Source organism: Brevundimonas nasdae (assembly GCF_019395145.1).
GTDB lineage: Bacteria > Pseudomonadota > Alphaproteobacteria > Caulobacterales > Caulobacteraceae > Brevundimonas > Brevundimonas nasdae.
Window position 1 is genome coordinate 281154 of record NZ_CP080034.1, and the last position, 22604, is coordinate 303757.

The window sequence follows — 22604 nt, forward strand, 5'->3', positions numbered from 1 at the left end:
TGTCGGCCGGGTTTAACGGGACGGCCTTTCGGCCGCCGCGACTGGATGGGTCGTCCATCGGATCTGGCTCCGTGTTCAGCGAGGGAGGATCAGTCTGGACAGGGCCAGATGATTGAGGCGGCGGACCGCACGAAGCAGGGCCGCCGTCTCTGCGGCGTTGAGGGCATTGGCCCGCGTCAGGATCAGGACGACCCTTAGCAGCAGGCGGGCGGCGACCGCAGAGGGCCAGCCGATGCGACGGGACAGGTCCAGCCGCTCAGTCACCCTTTGCAGCAGCGACGGGGTGAAGTTGACGGGCAGGGCGGTGGGGCGGTGACGGGCAAGATCACGCATGGGCGCATCTCCTGTCGGTGAAAGGGGCGGTCGGGGTGAAGCCGCGACCGCCCGCCTGTTCAGCTCAGGTCAGAACCACTGACCAAAGCGGCGCACATAGAGGGTCTTCATACCCTGCGTCAGGACGCAGTAGGCCAGCAGGGTTCCGACCAGCCATGGGAAATAGGCCAGCGGCAAGGGCGTCAGTCCGACCATCGCACCGACCGGCGAGAAGGGCAGGTAGATGCCCAGCGCACAGACCAGACCCGTCGCCAGCAGCACCGGCAGGGCCGCCGTGCTTTGAACGAAGGGGATCTTCTGGGTGCGCAGCATGTGCACCACCAACGTCTGCGACAGCAGGCCCTCGACGAACCAGCCCGACTGGAACAGCGACTGCATTTCCACCGAGTTGGCCGCGAACACGAACCACATGACCGCAAAGGTCGTGATGTCGAAGATCGACGACGTCGGCCCCATCCAAACCATGAAGCGGCCGATGTTCTTGGCGTCCCACTTGCGGGGCGTCTTCAGGAAGGCCTTGTCCATGCGGTCCCACGGCAGGGCCAACTGCGAGAAGTCGTACATCAGGTTCTGGATCAGCAGATGGATGGCCAGCATCGGCAGGAAGGGAATGAAGGCGCTGGCGACCAGAACCGAGAAGACGTTCCCGAAGTTCGAGCTGGCCGTCATGTTCAGGTATTTGATGATGTTGCCGAAGGTCTCGCGCCCCTTGATGACGCCTTCCTCCAGAACCATCAGGCTCTTTTCCAACAGGATGATGTCGGCGGATTCCTTGGCGATGTCCGTGCCGCTGTCGACCGAGATGCCGACATCGGCGTCGCGCAGGGCCGGGGCGTCGTTGATGCCGTCGCCCAGGAAGCCGACCGTGTGGCCATTGGCCTGAAGGCTTTTCAGCACGCGGGATTTCTGCAGCGGCGTCAGCTTGGCGAAGACGGTGCGTTCTTCGACCATGCGGGCCAGGGTTGCGTCGTCCATCACCTCAATGTCGCGCCCCAGAACCGGCTCGCCCGGCTCCAGGCCCACCTCGCGGCAGATCTTGGCGGTGACCACCTCGTTGTCGCCGGTCAGCACCTTCACCGCCACCCCATGTTCAGCCAGGGCGGCGATGGCGGGTCGGGCCGTCTCCTTGGGCGGGTCGAGGAAGGTCAGGAAGCCCTCGATCACCAGATCAGCCTCGTCCTCGACCACATAACGGATGCGGGCCTGATCGGCGGGCACGGCGCGGGTGGCCACGACCAACACGCGGAATCCGTCGGCGTTGTAGCCGCGCGCCGTCTGTTGCAAGCGTTGGCGCTCGGCGTCGTCCAGCGGGCGGGTCGCCTGACCGTCGCGCACGGCGGTGGAGATGGTCAGCATCTCTTCGACCGCGCCCTTGCAGATCAGCATCTGGCCGCCGCCGTCATTGTTCTCGACCACGATGGACAGGCGGCGACGCACGAAGTCGAACGGCAGTTCGTCGATCTTGCGATAGGCGATCGCGGCGGCCAGAGCGTCGGGCCGGCGGTCGGCGAAATCGACGACGGCCCGGTCCATCAGGTTCTTGACCCCGCTTTGATGACGGCTGTTCAGCCAGGCCAGTTGCAGCACGCGGTCATCGGCTCCGCCCGACAGGTCGAAGTGATGCGCCAGGATGATCCGGTCCTGGGTCAATGTGCCGGTCTTGTCCGTGCACAGAACATCCATGGCGCCGAAGTTCTGAATGGCGTTCAGGCGTTTCACCACCACCTTGCGGCGCGACATGGCCATGGCGCCCTTGGCCAGATTGGACGACACGATCATCGGCAGCATTTCCGGGGTCAGCCCGACCGCGACGGCCAGGGCGAACAGGAAGGCGTTCATCCAGTCGCCCTTGGTGAATCCGTTCACCAGCAGCACGATGGGAACCATCACCAGCATGAAGCGGATCAGCAGCCAACTGACGCTGTTGACCCCCCGGTCGAACGCCGTCTCGGCGCGCGACCCGACGATGGCCTTGGCCAGTGATCCGAAATAGGTGCGCGGACCGGTCGCGAAGACCAGGGCCGTCGCCGTGCCGCTGACGACATTGGTGCCCATGAAACAGGCGTTGGGGTGATCCAGAGGGTCGCTGTCGGCGGTCGCCACGGCCTCGGCGGACTTGGCCGAGACGGCGCCCAAGGTGTCGTATTTCTCGACCGGAATGGCCTCGCCGGTCAGGGCGGCCTGACTGATGAACAGGTCGCGGGAATCGAGCAGACGCACGTCCGCCGGGACCATGTCGCCCGCCGACAGATAGACCACGTCGCCGACGACGATCTCGGCCATAGGGATTTCGCGCAGTGCGCCGGGCGTCGCGGCGTCGGCGCGGCGCATGACAGTGGCGGAGTTGCCGACCATCGCCTTCAGCGCCTCGGCCGCCTTGGCCGAGCGGAACTCCTGCCAGAAGCGCAGCACGGCGCTGAGGCCGACCATCACCAGGATGATGACCACGCCGATATAGTCCGGCGCCTCGCCCGCCCGCATCGGCAGGATGATGTCGGTGACGCTGCTGATGGCGGCCAGCGCCAGCAGCACGCCGATGAAGGGGTTCTTGAAGGCCAGCACGAACTGAACCAGCGCCGACAGGCGGCGTTCGCGCGCAACGACGTTCGCCCCGTCCTGCGCCAGACGGCGCGCGGCGTCCTCGTCGGTCAGGCCCTCGGAGGAAATCGCCATGACGCTGATGTCTGTCGGGGTCCAGGCAGGGGGCAGTCTGCTCGCGTCGATCGGACGGGCTTTCGAGCCAGTGAGGTTCACATTGATGTTCATGATGCAGATCTCCTGCTGTCGAGGCGACAGGCAGCGGCGACCCGCCACACGCCACAGACGTGCAGACGGGCTGGACCGTGCAGGCACGGTCAGGGTCGGGGGAATGGGTTGGCTCAGGCCCGCGCAGGGCCGACGCAGGCCGTTAGGGCGCGCGATCTCGAGGCGGGTGCAGGACCGGATGCAGTGCGGGGATCAACCGGTTCACGGTCACCGCGCCCCGTCGACGCCGCGCGCCTGATAGGCGGCCAGCAAAAGCCCGGTCCGTACGAACCACGGGCGGGCCAGGGGAAGGGCGCGCGCCCGCGCACGTGCCTTGTCCGCAAGATCGGAATTTCGGGCGAATGCGGCAGTCCGCCGCGCATGGATTGCGAGGTTCATGTCTCTACTCCTTGACGGCCGCACAGCCATCAAGACGAGACCGATCCCTCAGCCTCGTCTCACAACCCTGTGCGTCGCCATCTGTCGACTACTGTCGTCTGGCATTTCGGGTTTCCTGTTTGCGTCCAGCCGATGGTCACCGACTGAACAGCTTCTATTTAGCAAATCCGGGCGTTTAAGCCATGCCGCACAGGTTTACGGCGGCGACTCTTTGGGATGTTATGCTTATACTTTGGTATAGGGCTGAGCCCGCCATGGCCCGCGCGCCCTATTCAGCCGGTGATGCAGCCCGCGCTGCGTCGAGTTCCGCTCTTGCGACCTCCAGATCACGTTTGAACGCCGGGTCGGCCTGCAGGCGGGCGACGATGGCAGCGCCGACCAGGCGGCCGGCTTCGACGTCGCTGGCGTAGTGGACGCCGCAGATGACGCGGCTTTCGCCATAGGCCAGGCCGCGCGTCAGTATCGCGTCGGCGCGGTCGGGGGCCAGTTCGGCCAGCACCAGCGCCCAGGCCCAGCCCAACGCCGAATGGCCGGACGGATAGGAGCCGCTGCGGCCCAGCCACGGCTCGGGCGCGATACAGGTCTTCATCGGTTCGGCGACGAAGGGGCGGGGGCGGAAATATCCCTGTTTGGCCGGGGTCTGGATTGTCTCCAGATCGCCCAGCATCCGTCCCAGCAACAGGGCCAGGGTCGGCATGCGGACGGGGTCGAAATCGAGGCCCAGGGCCGCGCTGAAGATGCGGGGCGCCGACGGGGTCTCGATCTCGTTGTCGGCGGCGGCCTGACGCCAACGGTCCGAACCCTCCAGCGCGCGGGTGGCGTGATAGATGGCGACATCATCCTGTTGCCGCAGCGACCCGGCCTCTGGCGGCGGGGGCAGGAAGGCCGAGGCGTCGGGCGCGTCATCCTTGGCCAGATAGCCGTGGGGGTGGTCGCGGAATCCTTCCCACAAGGTCGGCACGCTGGTGGTCCCGGCGGGCGCAGAGGCGCAACCGGCCGCCGTCAGCAGGACGGCGACCGCGCAAACGGTCTTGATATGCATGGTGTTGTTTCCGTTCGGGCGTCGGCTCAGGCGAGCTGGGCGCCGGGGCGGCCGTCTTCGACGACCCAGGTGTTCAGGGTGGACAGGGCGGCCCGTGGGTCGCGCACGTCGCTGATCGCCTGATAGCGGGTGGTGGTCCGGCCCGGCGTGATCTCCATCGACATATAGCCGCGCACCCGGCTGTCGAAGAATTTGATGTGCGGGTTGCTGGGCATGGCCGACATCAGCCCCTCATAGCTGGGGCCGGTCGAGGTGATGGAGGTGCCGACGAACTCGGTCGCCACGGTGGGGGAGGCCGGGTCGTTGCTGTCCAGTTTCACATCCGCCGTCCAGAACGAGTGATAATCGCCGCTGAGCACCACCGGGTTGCGCGGCTTCAGGGTGTTCAGCGTCTGGGTCAGGCGGTCGCGGGCGACGGGGAAGCCGTCCCAGGTGTCGGTCCAGTATCTGGTGTCGGGCCCGCCGTCGCCGAACCGCATCCCGGCCATCAGCAGGTCCTGGCCCAGAATGGTCCAGCGAGCGTCGGCGGTCTTCAGCCCGTCGTACAGCCAGCCTTCCTGATCAAAGCCCAGGAAGGTGCGCGACGGGTCCAGCCGGTCGGTGCAGACGGCGTCGGTGACGATCTGACCCTTGCCGCCATTCGGTCCGTCGCTGCAGGGTTGGCGCGAGCGGTACTGGCGTCCGTCCAGCATGAAGAACTCGGCCAGCTTGCCATAGCGGACGCGGCGATAGATCGGCATCTGCAGCCGCGCGTCCAGACGGGTGCGGCGGATCGGCATGGCTTCGTAAAAGGCCTGATATCCGGCGGCGCGGCGGCGCAGGAAGTCGTTCGGCGAAACGCCTGCCGTCTTGGACCAGACGCCGGAATAGTCGTCCTGGACCTCATGATCGTCCCAGATGGCCAGGCAGGGGGCGACGGCGTGCAGGCGTTGCAGGTCGGCGTCGGTGCGGTGCAGGGCGTAGCGGTTGCGATAGCCCGCCAGGGTCGTCGCTTCCTCGAACCCATAGGGGCGAACCACCTCGGCGGCGCGTTCGGGTCCGCGTGTGTATTCGTAGATGTAGTCGCCCAGGAACAGGGTCAGGTCCGGGGCCTCGTCGGCCATGTGGCCATAGGCGGCGAAATAGCCGGATTCCCAGTTCGAGCAGGAGGCCACGGCCAGTTTCAGCGCCGCCACATCGGCATTGGCGGCGGGCGTGGTGTGGGCGCGGCCGATGGGGCTTTGCTGGCCTGCGGCGGTGAAGCGATACCAGTAGGGGCGGCCGGGCCGCAGGCCCGCGACCTCGACATGGATGCTGTGGGCGGCAGATCGGTCGGCGGTTTCGACCCCGCTGGCGACGATGTGACGGAAGCCTTCATCGGCGGCGATGTCCCAGCGCACGGCGACCGGCCCGCCCATGCCGCCCAGACCGTCGGGCGCCACCGGATCGACGGCCAGACGCGTCCAGATGACGAAGCCGTCCGGCGCGGGATCGCCGCTGGCGACACCCAGCGGGAAGACATAGGCGCCGCCGGACCCCATGCCTGCATAGGCGCGTCCGAACTGGAGCACGGCAGGGGCGGCGACCAGACCGCCCAGCAGGGCGCGGCGATGAAGGCGGAAGGCGGCGTCGGTCATGATGCAGGCTTACTTGGAAACGGCGGCAGGCGCGCCGAACCGGGCGCGGAAATCGGTCAGGGGGATGGTGAATTCGTCGCGGCTGAGGAAGTCTTCGTCGCTCAGGTGCGGCTGTTCGTTGGGCTTGTACCAACGGGCGTAGTTCGGCTCATCCGAGGCGAAGCGGCGATAGTGGGTGGAATATGTCCGCACCCGCACCGTCGGGGTGGCGGCGTCCATGTCGAACTGCATCAACCGCATCCAGCCGTCGCCCAGGGCGGGCGCCTTATCGGCGGCGACGCCTGCGTCCAGCGCGGCCTGATTGCGGTCCTGATAGTCGGACAGGATCTGATAGACGGCGCCGCCCTGACGGTTCTGGTCGACGCGGAAAGACTGGCCGTTGTGATGGCCGCTCAGCACCATGAAGACCTGCGGATTGCGCGCGACCAGCTTGTCCCAGATGGCCTGCGGGCTGTTGTCGAAGGGATCAACCACGGTCTGGTTGACGACCGGGTGGGGCAGGCGCTCGCCGTCCTTGTTCAGGAAGTCGTGGGTGGTGATGATCGTCGGCAGACCCGGATGGGCGTGGATCACCGTCTCGGCCCATTTCAGGCTGGCGTCGGTGGGCGAGAACTGCAGCCCGATGTGCAGGAAACGATAGCCGCCCGCCTCGAAGATCTGGGCGCTGTCGGCGCCGTTCTGGTGCGCGGCGACGTACCAGGGGCGGTCCTTGAAGAAGGCGCTGTCGACGCCGAAGGCGCGGGTCCATTCCGTCAGGCCGCCGACGTGGATCATGCCCAGGCGGCGCAGGTCGCCCTGCGGCGCGGTCAGGTCGCGCGGCCAGGATTCCTCCCACCACTGGGCGTCATAGTCGTGATTGCCCGACACGATCGAAAAGGGCAGGGCCCCGTCCAGCAGACGGTAGGCGGCGATGGAGGCCGGAATCTCGACCTCGCGCACGCCGCGCGTCCTGCGGTCGGGGTTCATGCCAGATTGGGGGCCGTCCGGCAGGGGGCGGGCGGAAAAGCCGCGCGCCGCGTGTTCGGGATCAATGGCGATGGTCGGGTGCTGCCACACGTCGCCCAGGCCCGTGGCGAAGACGATCTCGCCCCCGCGTGAGACGGCGTTGTCGGCGATGTAGCGCATCTGCTCGACCATCATGTCGCGGGCGTCGAAGGCGAAACCCTCTGCGCGCTGATGGGTGAAATCGACGTAGTTCTGGGTGTCCGGGATCACGGCGATGGTGAAGCGCCCGTCCGCCGCCTGCACCGGCCCATGGGCCGCGCTCAGCAGCAGGCTGAAGCCCAGGGCCAGGGTTCTGGCGGTCTTTGCAATCATCGTCATGCCGTAAGTCCTTTGGCCCGAAATCCTTGAGGAGGAAGGCGGGGCTTTGATCCGCAGACCAAAGCCCCGTTCGTCAGGTCTCAGTAGCGATAGCTGACCCGCACGCCCCAGGTGCGGGGCGGGTTGGGCGAGCCGGTCGAGGCCGAGATGAAGCGGTTGCGCGATTCTTCGGAATAGGAGTCCGTCAGGTTGTTGACGTACAGGCCCACCGCATAGTTCGCATTCGCCGGACGCAGCGTCAGGTTGGCGTTGACCAGCCAGTAGGAGGCGATGATCGAGTTGGACGAAGTGCTGAACTTCTCGTCGCGATAGGCGTAGTTGCTCTCCGCCTCGACGCCCCAGCCGCCGATCTGCCAGTCATAGGCCACCGAACCCTTGTAGTCCCACTTGGGGAAGGGCAGGCGTTCGCCCGCGCGGTCGCTGTAGACGATGGTGTTGTACTCGCCGGTCACCGGGTCCTTGGCGGCTTCGGTCGCGGTGGCGTTGACGAAGAAGAACTCGTCATATTCGCCGTATTTGTAGCCGATCGACTGGGTGATGGTCAGGTTGTTCAGCGGACGCCAGCGCAGCTCCAGCTCCGCGCCCTGGATGTGCGACTTGGGCACATTGATCATCCGACCGACGCGGCCCGTCTGGGTGTAGAGCACGCCCTGAAGCTGCTGGTCGCGATAGTCATAATAGAAGGCGGCGGCGTTCAGCTGCAGCTTGCGGTCGAAGAAGCTGGACTTCACGCCTGCCTCATAGGCGATCAGTTCTTCGAACTTGAACGGGTCCAACTGCTCCGGCAGGCCGCTGTTGTAGGTGGTGAACCCGCCCGACTTCACGCCGCGCGAGACGTTGGCGTAGGTCAGGATGTCGTCACTGACGGTGTATTCCAGACCGACCTTGCCGCTCCATTCGCCCATGCTCTGGGACTTGGAGGTGGTGGCGTTGACGCGCGGGACGGGGGCCAGAACCTGGGTCTTGAAGTCGTTCAGGTCGCGGCTTTCGTCCTCATAGCGCAGGCCGCCGATCAGGGTCAGGCGGTCGGTCAGCTTGTAGTCGATATTGCCGAAGACGCCGGTGGTCTGAACCTTCTGGCCGTAGGTGGTGCTCATGAAGAAGCCCAGGCCCTTGGCTTCCGAGAAGTCCGAGTGGAAGCCGCCGTCGACGGTTTCATTGGCGTGATAGAAACCGGCCAGCCACTGGAACCGCCCGCCCGTCGGCGAGGACAGACGCACCTCCTGCGAAGTCGTCTCGATGTCGTTGAAGAAATAGGTGCCGGCTTCGTTCGAGGCGGTCGCGTCCCAGTCGTTGAACTCGCGGCGGTCGAAGGATTCGTAGCTGGCGATGGCCGTCAGCGTGGCCCAGCCCAGGTTCTGGTTCAGGCGCAGGCTCAGGCCCTTGCCTTCGTTGTCGCGGAAGGGTTTGGCGTTCGGTGACACGCCGATCAACTGGGCGAAGTAGGGGCTGATGCCCCAGCCCGTGATCCGGTGCGCGGTGTCGATCGGATAGACCCGGCCGCCGCCTGCGGTGAAGGGCGTGGTGATCAGGCGCAGGCCGCGACCGTCGGATTCGTCGCGGCTGTAGTGCAGGTTCAGGTCGATGTCGGTCTGGGCGGTCGGGCGCCAGTTGACGCGCAGGCGGGCGGCCTTGGTGTCCTTGTCGCCCAGGCTCTCGCCGGTGTCGCGGTGGTACTGCCAGGCGCCGCCCGATTCCGCCGCCAGCGACAGGCGGGCGGTCAGGTTTTCGGCCACCGGGCCGGACAGGAAGCCCTCGAACTTGGCGGCGTCATAGCTGCCGTAGCTGGCCGAGAAACCGGCCTGGACCGTGTCGGTCGGGGCGTTGGTGACCACGCTGACGGCGCCGCCCGTGGTGTTGCGGCCATACAGGGTGCCCTGCGGTCCGCGCAGCACCTCGATGCGGGCGATGTCGTACAACAGGCCTTGGGTCATCACGCCGTAAGGATAGGCGACCTCATCGACATAGATGCCGACGGTGGAGGTGTTGTTGGCGGCGTAGTCGGTCAGGCCGACGCCGCGCACGCGGAACTGCGGCTGGCCGCCGCCCAGCTGGCTGTCGACCTCAAGGCTGGGGACCGAGTTCTCCAGGTCGTTGACGTTGCCGATGTTGCGGTTGTCCAGGTCGTCGCCGGAGATGACGGTCAGGGCCAGACCAACCTTCTGCGAGGATTCCTGACGACGTTGGGCGGTGACGACGATGTCGTCCACGGCCTGGGCTGCGGACGGACTGCCGGACGGGGCGCCGGTGTTGGATTGGGCGGCGGCGGGCAAGGCGGCGGCCAGGGCGAGTACGGCGCTGGACGCGCCGAGAAGCAGACGTTTCATGTGTCGATCCATCGGGCGGCGCCGACGAGATTCCCCCTCTCGCGCGGGCCGAAATGTTGAAGGGCGTTCGCGGATCAGGACCGCGCCCCGCGTCAGAGCGGGGGCTGTCGAACAGGCGTCGGTCCGGGACGGCGGAAGGACGGCTAGGGAGGCGGGGAGAGCGACATTCGCCGCGCTTCCGCGTCACAAGAAAAACATCTGTTCGACAGCATTGCCGCTCTAGGCTTCTGCCGTGATGCTTTGATGACGCTTATTTGAAGTGTTCCTGTCCATTGGCGTGAGATGGAAAAGAACAATCGTTCTGTTCAACCTTGACGGTGTGCGACCAGGATTTCGGCGACGTCCTGAAGTTGTGCGGCGCTGGCCGGACGACCGATGGCGGCCCCGACGATGGCGCTTCCCTTGATCCACAGGGCGAAGCGGGTTGCGGCCAGCCGCGTCAGGTCGAACTGGGCGGGCCACAGTTCGGCGCGGTTGACGTGGGTGCCGCCGCCCTCTGGGCCGCGCAGGATCATGGCCAGGTCCTGGTAGGCAGGATCGCGCCGCGCCTGACGGCAGACCTGGGCGATCAGGCGGGCGTAGATGACATAGAAGCCGTCTCGCTCGCCGCCGCCGATCTGCAGGGTGCGCGCCATCAGATCGCCCCAGCCCGGCAGGTCGGGCGGCCCCTTTCGTGTCGGATGGCGGAAGTCGAGATAGCCGGGGATTTCCCGAAACACCGCGTGCCACACCGCATCGATGATGAACCGGCGCATGTCGGCCCAGTGATAGGCGATGGTCGAGGTCGAGGTGCCGACCGCCGTGCTGACCAACCGATTGGTCACGCTGGCCGCCCCGCCGATCAGGATCTGGTCCGCCGCCGCCTCCAGCAGGCGAAGTTTCGAGGATTCAGGCTCCAACCCGTCCGTCGGGGCCTTGGGGATCACCATGGCGGCGACATAGCTTTCGGTGACGCGGGCCTCGTCGTCCTCGCAGCCGAAGACGTGATCGACCAGACCGCCCAGCCCCTCGGCGGCGATCATCTCGTAGTCCGCCCGCCCGCCCAAGGCGCCGATGTAGAATTGTTCGATGACCAGATAGGTCGCCAGCACTTCGCCATAGGCCGCAAGATCAAGCGTTCGGTGCAGATAGGCGCTCCAGGCGTCGCGCCGCATCGCCTCCCACCGCGTCAGCAGGGGGGCGACGAAACCGCCCGGCTCGTGGGCGATCAACAGGTCTTCCCAGACGCGGACGAAGCTGGCCGATGGTCCCGCCCGTTCGCGCAGATAGCGCTGGATCAGGGCGATCAGGCCGTCGCGGCTGAGGGCCAGTCCCTGCACATCCGCAAAGAAAGTCTCGTGATAGGCGCAGTCCTGCTCGAACGCCGCCGCCGCGATGGCCTCGATCAGGCCCGCCCGAGCACCGAACAGATTGACGATGACGGTGGTGCTCTTGCCGACCGACTGCGCCAGATCACGCAGCGTCAGACCATCCAGCCCCGCATCGGCGACCAAGGCCATGGCCGCCGCGACAATACGGTCAGCCTCAAGCGATCGCGATGAAACGGGGCTGGTCATGCGGCCTCTGAATGGCCGGGTTGGAGCGGCGTGTCGAGGGCGTTCCGCCGAGGTCATCGCGTCGCAGGCGGTGAGGGGGCGAGCTGTAGCGTCGTTGTTACGGAGGAGTCGTAAGGGGCCTTTCCCCACGCGCGGCGCAGTCCCCAAACGGAGCCCCTCATGTCCAGTCTTGTCGCCGCGCTGGTGTTCAGCGCCCTGGCCTGTGATCCCAACGCAGCCGATCTGATTGCGGCGGGCGGCGACGCCTGTGCACGGCCCTGGATGGACCAGACCCTGCGCCTGAACGACCTGACGGCCGCGGGGACGCACAACTCCTACAAGCTGGCCATTCCAGAGGCGGAGCTTCAGGCGATGATCGCGGCCAATCCGGCGGCGGTCGGTCTGGACTACGGCCACCGTTCGCTGGCGGACCAACTGAATGCGGGCGCGCGGCAGCTGGAGATCGACGTCCTGAACGACCCGCAGGGCGGACGTTACGCCCATCCGCGCTCGGTCTTCGGCGGGGCGGCGCCGGTCAGCCCGGCCTACGTCCAGACCATGTCCCAGCCTGGCCTGAAGACGCTGCACATGCCGGACGTGGATTACCGCAGTCGTTGCCTGACCTTCGTCGCCTGCCTGCAGCAGATCCGCGACTGGTCGCAGGCCCATCCCGATCATGCGCCGATCCTGATCCTGCTGAACGCCAAGACGGGCGCCGCCTCCCTGCCGGGCGGCGTGGCGCTGCTGGATTTCGATGCGGCGGCCTGGGACGCGCTGGATGCGGAGATCCGTTCGGTCTTTGATGTCGGCCATCTGATCACGCCCGATCAGGTGCGGGGGCGCCACGCCACCCTGCGCGAAGGCGTGCTGGCGGGCGGCTGGCCGACGCTGGGCCAAGCGCGGGGCAAGGTCTTCTTTGCGCTGGACGAAGGGCCGGACAAGGTCGCCGCCTATGCCGCAGGCCGACCATCGCTGCAGGGCCGCGCCGTCTTCGTCAACACGGATGAGGCCAGTCCCGCCGCCGCCTATCTGACCCTGAACGACCCTGTGGCGGATCAGGCGCGCATCCGCGCCGCCGTGGCCCAGGGCTTCATCGTCCGCACACGCGCCGACGCCGATACGAAAGAGGCCAGAACCGGGGATGTGATCCGCCGCAGCGCCGCCTTCGCCAGCGGCGCGCAATATGTCTCGACCGACTATCTGTGGGCCGATCCGCGTTTCCCGGCCTATCAGGTGCGTCTGGTCGGGGGGGCGGCCAGCGTCTGCAACCCGGTGCGGACGGCCAACCGCTGTGATGATCTGGCGGTGGAGTTGACGGAGGAGGCGACGCCGCGCGGCTATCTGGCCGCCAGCGCCCGTCCGGACCTGACCAAGGTGCTGGCCCCGCCGCCTGAGCCAAGTTCGGCGCGCGACCGGGCCAATGCTGAAATCTTCCGCGAGACACGCGCCCTGCAGGGCACGCCGCGCTGGGCGCTGGCGACGCGCGACGTGACCGGCGACATGTACGACCATTTCGCCGAGGCTCTGGGCGTGCGTCTGACCGAGGCCGAGGCGCCGGTCCTGACCGCCATCCTGCGTCGTGCGGGCTATGACCGCTGGGTTGTCGGCGACGCCAAGACCTATTGGGCGACCAAGCGCCCCTACATCGGCACGGACCTGCCGATCTGCGAGGCCAAGACCGACCATCTGGCGGGCAACCCGGATTATCCGTCAGGCCATTCGGCGCACGGGGTTCATGTCGCCATGCTGCTGGCGGAACTGGCGCCCCAGCGGGCCGACACCCTGTATGAACGGGGGCGGGAATATGCCGAAAGCCGCTTCATCTGCGGTTCGCACTCCTACAGCGCGGTCGAGGCGGGCATCCTGTCGGGCATGGTCATCTATGGGGCGGAACAGCGCTCCGACGTCTTCCAGCGCGACATGCAGGCGGCCCGCGCCGAGGTGCAGGCGGCGCTGGCCAAGCGTGGAATTCCGGCCCGTTCAGCCGCGAACGCGACAGCGCCGTGAAGTTTGAATGAAGATCGCTGTCACACATTGAGGGGTCCCTTCCGGGCGTCGTTGAAGCGCCTAGAACCGGTTGGGGACTATCCAAAATGAAGAACAGAATTCTTGGCACGACGGCCTTCGCCCTGGTGGCGGCGTCGCCCTTTGCAGCCTTTGCTCAAACGGCGGCGCCCGCTGATGCAGGCGTGTCGAATGTCGATGAGATCATTGTCACGGGCAGCTATCGCCGCAGCCTGGAACAGGCGGTCGATCTGAAGCGCAAGAACGTGGGCTTCTCGGACTCCATCGTCGCCACGGACGTCGCCAACTTCCCCGAGCAGAACCTGGCCGAGGCGCTGCAGCGGATGCCTGGCGTGACCATCGAGCGCAACAAGGGCCTGGGCCAGCGCGTCATGGTGCGCGGTCTGCCCAGCGAGTTCACCTTCGTCAGCATCAACGGCCTGGCCACGGCCTCGGGCAGCGGCGGCCGCGATGTCGAGTTCGACATCTTCGCCTCGGAAATCATCCAGCAGGTCACCGTCCAGAAGTCGCCGACGGCGGCGCACGAGGAAGGCGGCATCGCCGGCAGCGTCAACATCTCGACCGCCCGCCCGTTCGACTATGAGGGCCGCCGCGTCGTCGCCGCCGTCGAGGGCGCCTACAACTCGATCTCGGAAAAGGTCGACCCGAAGGTCTCCTTCCTGGCCAGCGACACCTGGGGCGACTGGGGCGCGCTGGTGTCCTTCTCGACCGCGCGCCGCACCAATCGCACGGACTCGGAATCGGGCATCAACTTCCGCCCCCTGACCCGCTTTCTGAACCAGGGCAGCGGTCGGGGAGCCCAGGCCGTGGACGTGCTGGCGCGCGACGCGGGGGTCGTCGTCAAGGACCGGATGAACGCCAAGGAAACCGACCTGATCATCTTTCAGGACAAGGTCGGCGACCGCGCCTATCTGAACACCCAGGACCAGTGGGGGGGCACGATCTCGCTGCAGTACCGCCCGTCGTCGAACTTCAGCCTGGCCTTCGACGCCATGGTCGGCGCCTATGACACCACCGAGGACGAATACGACGCCGCCGCCTATTCGGCCTCCAGCCGTTCGACGCTGGAAACCATCCACGAGTACGACAAGACCACCCTGGGCGAGTACGGCATGGTGGTGCTGCGCGACGTCTCCTACACCGCGACCCAGCACGAGATGCTGAGCAAGGAGCGGATCAACAAGACCGACTATCGCCAGTTCGGAACCGAGCTGAACTGGAGCGGTGACAGCTGGCGCCTGCACGCCCTGGCCGGCTATTCCGGTGCGGACAAGACGCTGGACAGCTCGAACCTGAAACATGTCGCCTATGCGCCGTCGCGGACGCGCTGGACCAATCGCGGCGGCGAGACGATCCCCAGCACCACGACTGGCGGGTTCGACATGTACAACTCGCCCGACAAATATCTGTTCGAGGCCTATGAGACGACGCTCGAACACATCACCGACGACAAGTACGCAGCCCAGGTCGACTTCACCAAATACCTGAGCCTGGACTTCTTTCCGGCCCTGACCAGCGTCCAGTTCGGCGCCCGCTACACCGACAAGACCAAGCAGCGTGACTATGGCGCCCTGAACATCCAGGGCTCCGGCGCAGGCAAGGTCGATTACGTCGGCCGCCCGATGTCGCAGAGCCAGCTGACCCCGATCGGCGATCTGGTCCCCGGCGGCGCCTTCAATGTGCGCGACCTGAACTGGAGCCAGGTGTCGAACGATTATGCGCGCCGCACCTTCCGCTATGACGGCTTCTACACCCCGTTCAACGTGGGAGATTACTACGAGGTCTCGGAGCAGGTGACGGCCGCCTATGCCATGGCGGACTTCAACTTCGACATCGGTTCGGTGCCGGTGATGATCAACGGCGGCGCCCGTTACGTCGACACCTCCATCACCTCGTCGGGCTATCACCAGATCCAGAACCCGAACGGCTCGACCGGCTATACGCCTGAGCCGGTGTCTAACGACGGCGGCTATGACAAGCTGCTGCCCAGCCTCAACATCACCGCCGAGCTGACCGACAGCATTCTGTTCCGCGCTGCTGCATCGGAAACATTGATCCGTCCGGCCCTGACCGATCTGGCCTATAAGCGCACGGCCAGCTGGAACTCGTACCGCTTCACCGACGGCAACCCGAACCTGCGTCCGACCTACGCCAAGCAATGGGAAGTCGGTCTGGAGAAATACCTGCCGCAGGGCGGTCTGCTGTCCGTCTCCTATTTCTCGAAACAGATCGAGGGCGTGGTGCGTCAGGCCCTGACCGGCGTGGTCAAGGGCGTGACCAAATACAACGCCAACGGCACCGTCGACGGCGTCTATGACTTCGACGTCTATCAGCCGATCAACCAGCCGGGTTCGTATGACGTCACCGGCGTGGAGTTGGTGGCCATCGTGCCGCTGGGCCTGATCTACAGCCCGCTGGAAGGCTTCGGGATCAACGCCAACTATACGGCGCTGGACAGTTCCCTGGCCGGTCAGTCGAAGATCGGCGTGCCGACCCCGCCGATCGGTCTGGCCGACAGCACCTACAACTTCACCCTGTTCTACGAGAAGGACAGCTTCCAGGCGCGCGTGTCCTATAACTACAAGGACAAGTACGTCGAAGGCATCGGCTATGAGATGTACCCGATCTGGCGTGACGGCTACGGCCAGGTCGATTTCTCGGCCAGCTACAAGCTGAACGACCGCTTCCAGGTCAGCCTGGAAGGCATCAACATCACGGATGAAGCGACGACGGGCTACACGATGGATCCGTCATTCCCGACGACCTACGAACTGTCGGGACGGCGCATCAACCTTGGCCTGCGGATGGAGTTCTGACCCCGCCGTGGACGCCATGCGACGCGCGCCCTTAATCCCCGAGAGCACGCTCGACGCGGCCGCCCCCTCCATCGGAGGGGGCGGTTTTGTCCGTTCTGAAGTCCTGCGTCCGCCGCCTGGGGCAGAGGCGGATTTCGCCCGGCTGCGCCTGGACCTGATCGGCTATCTTCAGCGAAAGGGGCAGCCGCTGGAGGACGCAGAGGACGTGATCCAGGAGGCTTTCGTGCGCTTTCATCGGGCAGGGCATGATCTGGCGACGCCTGACGCGCGGCCCCTTCTGTTCGTCATCGCCCGCAATATCCAGAACGACCGCTGGAAGGCGGCAGGCCGCGAAACCCGCCGCCGTGCTTCGGAGGATATTCACGACATGGACGCCGGTCCGCGCGCCGTCGCGGGCGATGAACGCCCCGCCGACGAACGGATCATCACCCGCCAGAATCTGGCCGCCGCCGCCGGGGTGATCCGCGCCCTGCCGCCGCGCACGCGTGACGCCTTCCTGCTGCATCGGTTCGAAGACCTGACCTATCGCCAGATCGCCGCACGGTTGGGCGTATCGGTCAGCATGGTCGAAAAACACATCGCGGAAGCCCTCCGCCAACTGAAGAAATCACGCGATGACTGAGGTGTCGCACGCCTGGATCGTTGTGAAGAGTGAAGGTCCGGAGCGCGAGGGTTCGCGGCCCGCCTGCACGGAGAGATTGACCCGCCCATGATGGAGCGACGGACCGCCCTGTTCGACCGACAGCCCAGGACGGCTGAAGCCTGGCTCGCGCGCATGAGCAGGCCGCGCATCGGCGCGCGCGATCAGGCGGCCTTCCTGAAATGGCTGGAGCAGGATGCGGCTCATCTGGAGCAGTATCAGGCGGCCAAGGCCGATCTGGCGGCGCTGGAGAGCCTGCGCGGCGCCTTTGCGGTCGATCTGGCGCAGTTGCGTCGCGGGCCGTCGCGTCGTGCAGGCGGGCGCCGGGTGATGGCGGGGGGACTGGTTGCTGCAGGTCTGACGGCGGTGGTCTTTGCTGCGCCCTTTCTCACGACCGCGCCGGTCGAGGTTCGCCGCTATGAAAGCGCGCCGGGACAGATTCTGGATGTGGTTCTGGCCGATGGATCAAAGGCCACGCTGGACGCCGGATCGGCCATAGAGGTGGCGATGGCGGGGGATGCGCGGCGGGTGACTCTGACGCGCGGCGCGGCCTATTTCGACGTGGTGCATGACAGCGCCCATCCGTTCCAGGTGGCGGTGGGGGATCGCAACGTCATCGTCACCGGCACCCGTTTCACCACCGCCCTGCGTCGTGACCGGGCCGAGGTCTCGCTGCTGGAAGGCCATGTCGCCATCGGTCGCCGCGACGTGCGCCAGCCCCATGCGTTGGATGACGCCGTGCGGATGACGGCGGGCCAGAGCGCCGATTTCTCGCTCGGTCAGCCGCTGGTCACGCTGGCCAAGGCGGATGTGGAGGCGACGACGGCCTGGCGCGAACGGCGTCTGGTCTTCCATGACGCGCCGCTGTCCACGGTGGCGGGCGAGGTCGAACGTTATGTCGGCCAGCCGTTGGTCATCGCCGATCCACGTCTTGCGCGTCTGCGGGTTACGGCCGTCCTGCCGCTGGAGGGCGACGGCGCCCTGATCGACCGCATGGGCCAGCTTCTGCCCGTCAGGGCCGAGAAACAGGCTGATGGCCGCATCCTGATCCGCGCGGAATAGAGGGCGTATCGCAGAGCTGTCACGCCAGCGCGGTAAGGCGGCCTCACGAACCTTCCTCTCCAGCCACAGGGCCTGCCGCGCTTGAAACCGTTCGCACAGTCGCGGCCGACCGGTTTCTTGTGCGGCCTGCTTGTCGCCACCGCCATCGCTGGTGCGCCGACTGTGGTGTGGGCGCAGGACGGCCCGGTTCAGACCTTTGACATTCCGGCTCAGGACGCCCGCCGCGCCCTGGTCGACCTGTGTCTTTCCGCCGGATGCGAACTGGCCTTCGTCGCCCCGCCGGGCCGCACGCTGCCAAGCCATGCGGTGCGTGGGCGGATGGGTTGGCGCGCTGCGGTCGCCGAATTGTTGCGCGACACGCCGCTGCGCTATCGGTTCGTGGGCGCGCGCGGATTGCGGGTCTGGGTCGAACCGGCAAGGACAGCGCCTGTCGCCCCGGTGGTCGTCGAACCGTCCGAACTGGCGCCGGTCGAGGTGGTCGGGCGGTTTGCGGGTCAGGTTGAGGAATCCCTGCGGCGAAAACGTCAGACCGATGTGATCTCCGACAGCGCCTCAGCCGCGCGGATAGGCGAACTGCCCGCCGCCAATCTGGCCGAGGCCCTGCAACGCGTCCCCGGCGTCGCTATCGAACGCGAGGTGGGCGAGGGCCAGTTCGTCAGCGTGCGCGGTCTGGGGCCTCTGTTCCAGTCGGTGACCCTGAACGGGGCGCCGGTCGCCTTCAACGAGAACATCCGCAACTCGACCCAGAGCGGACGCCAGTTCCGTTTCCGCGCCCTGTCCGCCGAACTTCTGGCGGGCGCCCAGCTCACCAAGTCCGCCACGCCCGACCTGATCGAGGGCGGCATCGGCTCCAACATCAATATCGAGACCATCAGTGGCCTGGGCGGTGATCCCTTCCTCAGCCTGCGCGCGGGCGGGGCGGTCGAGGACCGGGCGCGCGCCGTCCGCCCCGATGTCTCGGTCGCCGGGCGGATGGTGTCGAAGAATGGCGATTGGGGCCTGGTCGGCGGGCTGGCGCAGGAAGAACATTCGGTCGTCTATGACCGTTTTCAGATTCAGCGATACGCCAATCTGGTTCTGGATGGTCAGGCGGTCGCCGCGCCCAGCGATGTCCGCACCACGGTGGAGCAGGAGGATCGCCGTCGACGCAGCCTGTTTCTGGGCGGCGACTGGGCCGCCTCGCCGACAACCCGGTTCAGCTTCAACAGCCTGATCTCCGCCTTCGATAACGCCATTCGCGAAGATCGGCTTGTCTATGGTCTGGGCGAGCGGCTGATGGAGCCGGGCGCCACGGCGACGGTGCGCGACGGCGTCGTGGTTGGGGGCGTCATCCCTGCGGCCCGCATCGACAACAACACCGAGTTTTCGCAGCAGTCGCACCTGAACCTGATCGTCTCGGCCAGCGTCGAGTTCGCCTTGGGCGACTGGCTGGTGACGCCGCGCGTATCGGCCTCCAGCGCCCGGTCGCGGCTGGATACGCCGCTGGAGCGCATTTACGCCCAGTCCGCCCAGAAGGTCGCCTACGCCGTCGATCTGGACGGCGCGGTGGACAATCGCCGGGCGCCCAGCATCACGACGAGCTTGAACCTGTTGGACCCCGCCGCCCTGCGTAGCCAGAAGATGGGCGTTCGCGCCATCGAGTCCGTCGATGACGACCTGACCCTGATGGCCGACGCGCGGCGGGGGCTGAACATCGACGCAGGGCCAATCCGCCTGTCGGAGTTGCGGCTGGGCGTGCAGTTCAGCGACCGTAGTCGTGATTATCAGCGTCGCGACCGCGAGGCGATCCTGCGACCGGGCGCGGTCTTCACCCCCGACTTCATGGGAATGCAGACGCCCAAGGGCGTGTTCGACGGCCTGATCGGTCAGCATCCGGGGGGCTGGGCGACGGCGGATTTCGCCCGGTTCCGCGACGCCTTCATCATTCCGAACGAGCATGATGGGATCATGGTTCTGCCGCGCGATCTGACGCCGGCGGGCGCCGATCTGCAGAACTCCTACGCCGTGTCTGAACGCGTCGGGGCGGCCTATGTAAGGCTGGATTTCGACGGATCGGCAGGCGCCGCGCCCTTTTTCGGCAACTTCGGTCTGCGCGCAGTGAGCACCCGCACCGGCGTGGACGGCGCGTTGCTGGAGGCTGGCCCCCAAGGGGCGCTGGCCATCCGGCCTGTTTCCCATGCGGGGGAGGCGACCCTGTTGCTGCCCAGCGCCAACATCGCCTTTGATCTGGACCCGCACAGGCGCCTGCGTCTGGCCGCGTCGCGCACCATGACCCGGCCTTCGCTGGCCGACCTGCGCCTGGCGACCGCGCCGGCCAGCATGCTGGTCTCCAGCATCTATGAGCGCGGGCAGGCCGAGATCGACGATCCGTCGCCGGGGACCATCTTCAGCGGCATCGGCGGCAATCCGGCGCTGAAACCCTATGTTTCGACCAATCTGGACCTGTCCTATGAATGGAGCTTCACGGGCGGCGCGCTCAGCGTGGCGGTGTTTCACAAGCGGATCGACGACTTCATCGCCCTGGCCGCCGCGCCCGAGGTTTTGATCTTTGAAACACGCGCCGGACCTCTGGTTCAGGCGCAGGTGTCGATGCTGCGCCCGCGCAATCTGGGCCGGGCCGAGAGCCGCGGGCTTGAACTGGGGCTGCACAAGAAACTGACGTCCGGCTTCGGCCTGTGGGCCAGCGCGACCTGGACCGACAGTCGAGGCCCGAATGGCGAGACGCGGCTGACGGGCGTGTCCGATCTTGCCTATTCAATCAATCCGTTCTTTGAGCGTGGGGCGGTGTCGGCGGGCCTGTCGTGGTCGTGGCGCTCGGCCTTCAAGTCCGAGGCTGATATGCAGGGTGGCGGCGTGTCGAACTTCATCATCGCCTCAGCCGGGTATCTGGACGCCCAGGCCAGCTATGACCTTACGCCCGGCGCCCAGATCGTGGTGGCAGCCTCGAACCTGACCGACACGACCGATCTGGCCTATGAGGGCGACAAGTCGCGCCTGCTGCAATTGGGCCGGGTCGGCCGCAGCCTGACCGTCAGCCTGCGCTGGTCGATGTAGCGCCTGGAGAGCGAGTGACCGCAGGCCAGGACGTTGGCGATTTTTCCTGCCAGTCCCGCCACGGATGATGATTTGCGGCAGGCGCCATAGTCGCCGACAGGCTGTGCTGAATCATCAACCAACCTGCGTGCGTCATGAGTGAAGCCTTGCCCGCCGATGCGCCGTCGCTGACGACGCTGGACCTGTCGGACTTCCATGCCGGGCCGCAACGGCGCGATGCGTTTCTGACTGACCTGCTGGAGGTGTTGTATCAGCAGGGCTTCCTGTATCTGACCCGGCACGGCGTTGATCAGGTCTTGATTGATCAGGTTCTGGCGGCGTCGAAACGGTTCTTCGCCCTGCCGCTGGACGACAAGCTGCAGATCGAGATGGTCAGGTCGCCGCATTTCCGTGGCTACAACCGTGCAGGGCTGGAGCTGACGCGGGGCCAGCAGGACTGGCGCGAGCAGCTGGACATCAACACCGAGGCCGCGCCCTATCCCGTTGGTCCAGACACGCCCGCATGGCGGCGTCTGCAAGGGCCGAACCTGTGGCCGGACGCCATGCCGGAGCTGAGGCCGGTCCTGCTGGCCTATCAGGCCGAGGTGACGCGGGTGGGGATCGAACTGCTGAAAGCCATCGCTGTCGCTCTGGGGCAGCCGGAAAACGCGTTCGCCGAAATCTATGAACCCGGTCCGTCGCAACTGATGAAGATCATCCGCTATCCGGGGCGGGATGTGGCTGAAACCGACCAGGGCGTCGGCGCCCATCGCGACGGCGGTTTCGTCACCGTCCTGTTGCAGGACACGACGCCGGGTCTGCGGGTTCAGGCGGATGATGGATCGTGGATCGCGGCGCCGCCTGTGCCGGGGACATTCGTCATCAATGCGGGCGAACTGCTGGAGTTGGCGACCAACGGTCTGGTTCGCGCCGCCATCCATGATGTGGTCGCGCCGCCTGCGGGGAATGAGCGATTCTCCGTCGCCTTCTTTCTGGGCTCGCGGCCTGACGCCGTGGTGCCGGTCATGCCCCTGTCCGATGACCTGAAGCAGGCCGAACGGGGCCTGTCGGTCGATCCGCTGAATCCCATCTTCCGCGAGGTCGGTCAGAACCAGCTGAAAAGCCGCCTGCGTTCACACCCTGACGTCGCCGCCGCCCACTATGCGGATGTCCTGGACCTGATCGAACGACCGGCGGGCGGTTAGGGGGCGGCTGCGGGCCGTCGTCGCACGCAATGATTTCGCATAGGCGGACGGCGTGGTTCCGGTGGTCTGGCGGAACAGCTTGTGGAAGTGCGAGCGGCTCAGCCCGACCGCGCTGGCCACCTTCTGCGATGAGGGCGCGCGGCCCTCAGCACCCAGCATCTCGCAGGCGGTCTGGATCAGGACGTCGTGCTTCTGCGCCAGGGACGCACCTTCGGGATCGCAGCGTCGGCAGGGTCGAAAGCCCGTGGCGCGGGCTTCGGCCAGCGTCTCATGCAGCCGGATGTTCTCGGGCAGGGCGTGGCGGGCCGGGCAGGTCGGACGGCAATAGACCCCGGTGGTGATGACCGAATACCAGAACTGGCCTTCGGCGCTCGGGTCGCGGCGCATCAACTGGGCCAGACGGCGGCCCCGCAGGCTCATGTCGGAGACGGCGTCGAAACGGCGGGTGACTTGGTCCATGGCGAAAATCCCTATGGGCGCGGTTACATGAACCAAGGACGCCG

Annotated in this window: 15 protein-coding genes; 6 read left to right on the plus strand and 9 right to left on the minus strand. The window is 66.4% G+C overall.

Annotated elements, in window-relative coordinates; translation table 11 throughout:
* Positions 1-75: 75 nt before the first annotated feature.
* The 8 genes from KWG56_RS01430 to KWG56_RS01465 form a co-directional block, all read right to left on the minus strand.
* Positions 76-333, minus strand: a complete 258-nt coding sequence (locus KWG56_RS01430) for a hypothetical protein (protein ID WP_219353448.1) — start codon at positions 331-333, stop codon at positions 76-78.
* Positions 334-402: 69 nt separating this feature from the next.
* Entirely contained in the window at positions 403-3099 is a 2697-nt protein-coding gene (mgtA, locus tag KWG56_RS01435; protein ID WP_219353449.1) for a magnesium-translocating P-type ATPase, read from the minus strand.
* A gap of 207 nt (positions 3100-3306) precedes the next feature.
* Positions 3307-3477 carry a hypothetical protein gene (locus tag KWG56_RS01440; protein ID WP_219353450.1) on the minus strand — a complete coding sequence of 57 codons (171 nt, stop codon included), beginning with the start codon at positions 3475-3477 and terminating at the stop codon, positions 3307-3309.
* A 268-nt stretch (positions 3478-3745) separates the two neighbouring features.
* The gene (locus tag KWG56_RS01445) at positions 3746-4519 is read right to left on the minus strand and encodes an acid phosphatase (RefSeq protein ID WP_219353451.1); all 774 of its coding nucleotides are present in this window, start codon (positions 4517-4519) and stop codon (positions 3746-3748) included.
* Positions 4520-4545: 26 nt separating this feature from the next.
* Positions 4546-6135, minus strand: a complete 1590-nt coding sequence (locus tag KWG56_RS01450; protein WP_219353452.1) for an alkaline phosphatase D family protein — start codon at positions 6133-6135, stop codon at positions 4546-4548.
* Positions 6136-6144: 9 nt separating this feature from the next.
* Complete coding sequence (locus KWG56_RS01455; protein ID WP_219353453.1) at positions 6145-7458, minus strand: metallophosphoesterase family protein; 1314 nt, start codon at positions 7456-7458, stop codon at positions 6145-6147.
* Between the two features lie 80 nt (positions 7459-7538).
* Positions 7539-9785 (minus strand): TonB-dependent receptor, encoded by a 2247-nt coding sequence (locus KWG56_RS01460; RefSeq protein WP_219353454.1) that lies wholly within the window; start codon positions 9783-9785, stop codon positions 7539-7541.
* 305 nt (positions 9786-10090) lie between these two features.
* Positions 10091-11341: a TetR family transcriptional regulator gene (locus KWG56_RS01465; protein WP_219353455.1), complete on the minus strand. Its 1251-nt coding sequence runs from the start codon at positions 11339-11341 to the stop codon at positions 10091-10093.
* Between the two features lie 159 nt (positions 11342-11500).
* Here KWG56_RS01465 and KWG56_RS01470 point away from each other — a divergent pair, with 159 nt between their 5' ends.
* From KWG56_RS01470 to KWG56_RS01495, 6 genes are all read left to right on the plus strand, one after another.
* Positions 11501-13327: a Ca2+-dependent phosphoinositide-specific phospholipase C gene (locus KWG56_RS01470; RefSeq protein ID WP_219353456.1), complete on the plus strand. Its 1827-nt coding sequence runs from the start codon at positions 11501-11503 to the stop codon at positions 13325-13327.
* An 86-nt stretch (positions 13328-13413) separates the two neighbouring features.
* Entirely contained in the window at positions 13414-16161 is a 2748-nt protein-coding gene (locus KWG56_RS01475; RefSeq protein WP_219353457.1) for a TonB-dependent receptor, read from the plus strand.
* Positions 16162-16177: 16 nt separating this feature from the next.
* On the plus strand, positions 16178-16783 hold the full coding sequence (locus KWG56_RS01480; protein ID WP_219353458.1) for an RNA polymerase sigma factor: 606 nt from the start codon (positions 16178-16180) through the stop codon (positions 16781-16783).
* An 87-nt stretch (positions 16784-16870) separates the two neighbouring features.
* Positions 16871-17863, plus strand: coding sequence for a FecR family protein (locus KWG56_RS01485; RefSeq protein WP_219353459.1), 993 nt, complete (start codon positions 16871-16873; stop codon positions 17861-17863).
* Positions 17864-17944: 81 nt separating this feature from the next.
* Positions 17945-20917: a TonB-dependent receptor gene (locus KWG56_RS01490; RefSeq protein WP_244999594.1), complete on the plus strand. Its 2973-nt coding sequence runs from the start codon at positions 17945-17947 to the stop codon at positions 20915-20917.
* Between the two features lie 134 nt (positions 20918-21051).
* Complete coding sequence (locus KWG56_RS01495; RefSeq protein ID WP_219353460.1) at positions 21052-22101, plus strand: isopenicillin N synthase family dioxygenase; 1050 nt, start codon at positions 21052-21054, stop codon at positions 22099-22101.
* Here KWG56_RS01495 and KWG56_RS01500 read toward each other — a convergent pair.
* A complete protein-coding gene (locus KWG56_RS01500; RefSeq protein WP_219353461.1) occupies positions 22030-22560 on the minus strand; it encodes an Ada metal-binding domain-containing protein in 531 nt (176 codons plus the stop codon). The two genes, KWG56_RS01495 and KWG56_RS01500, sit on opposite strands and share 72 nt — an antisense overlap.
* Between the last annotated feature and the right edge of the window lie 44 nt (positions 22561-22604).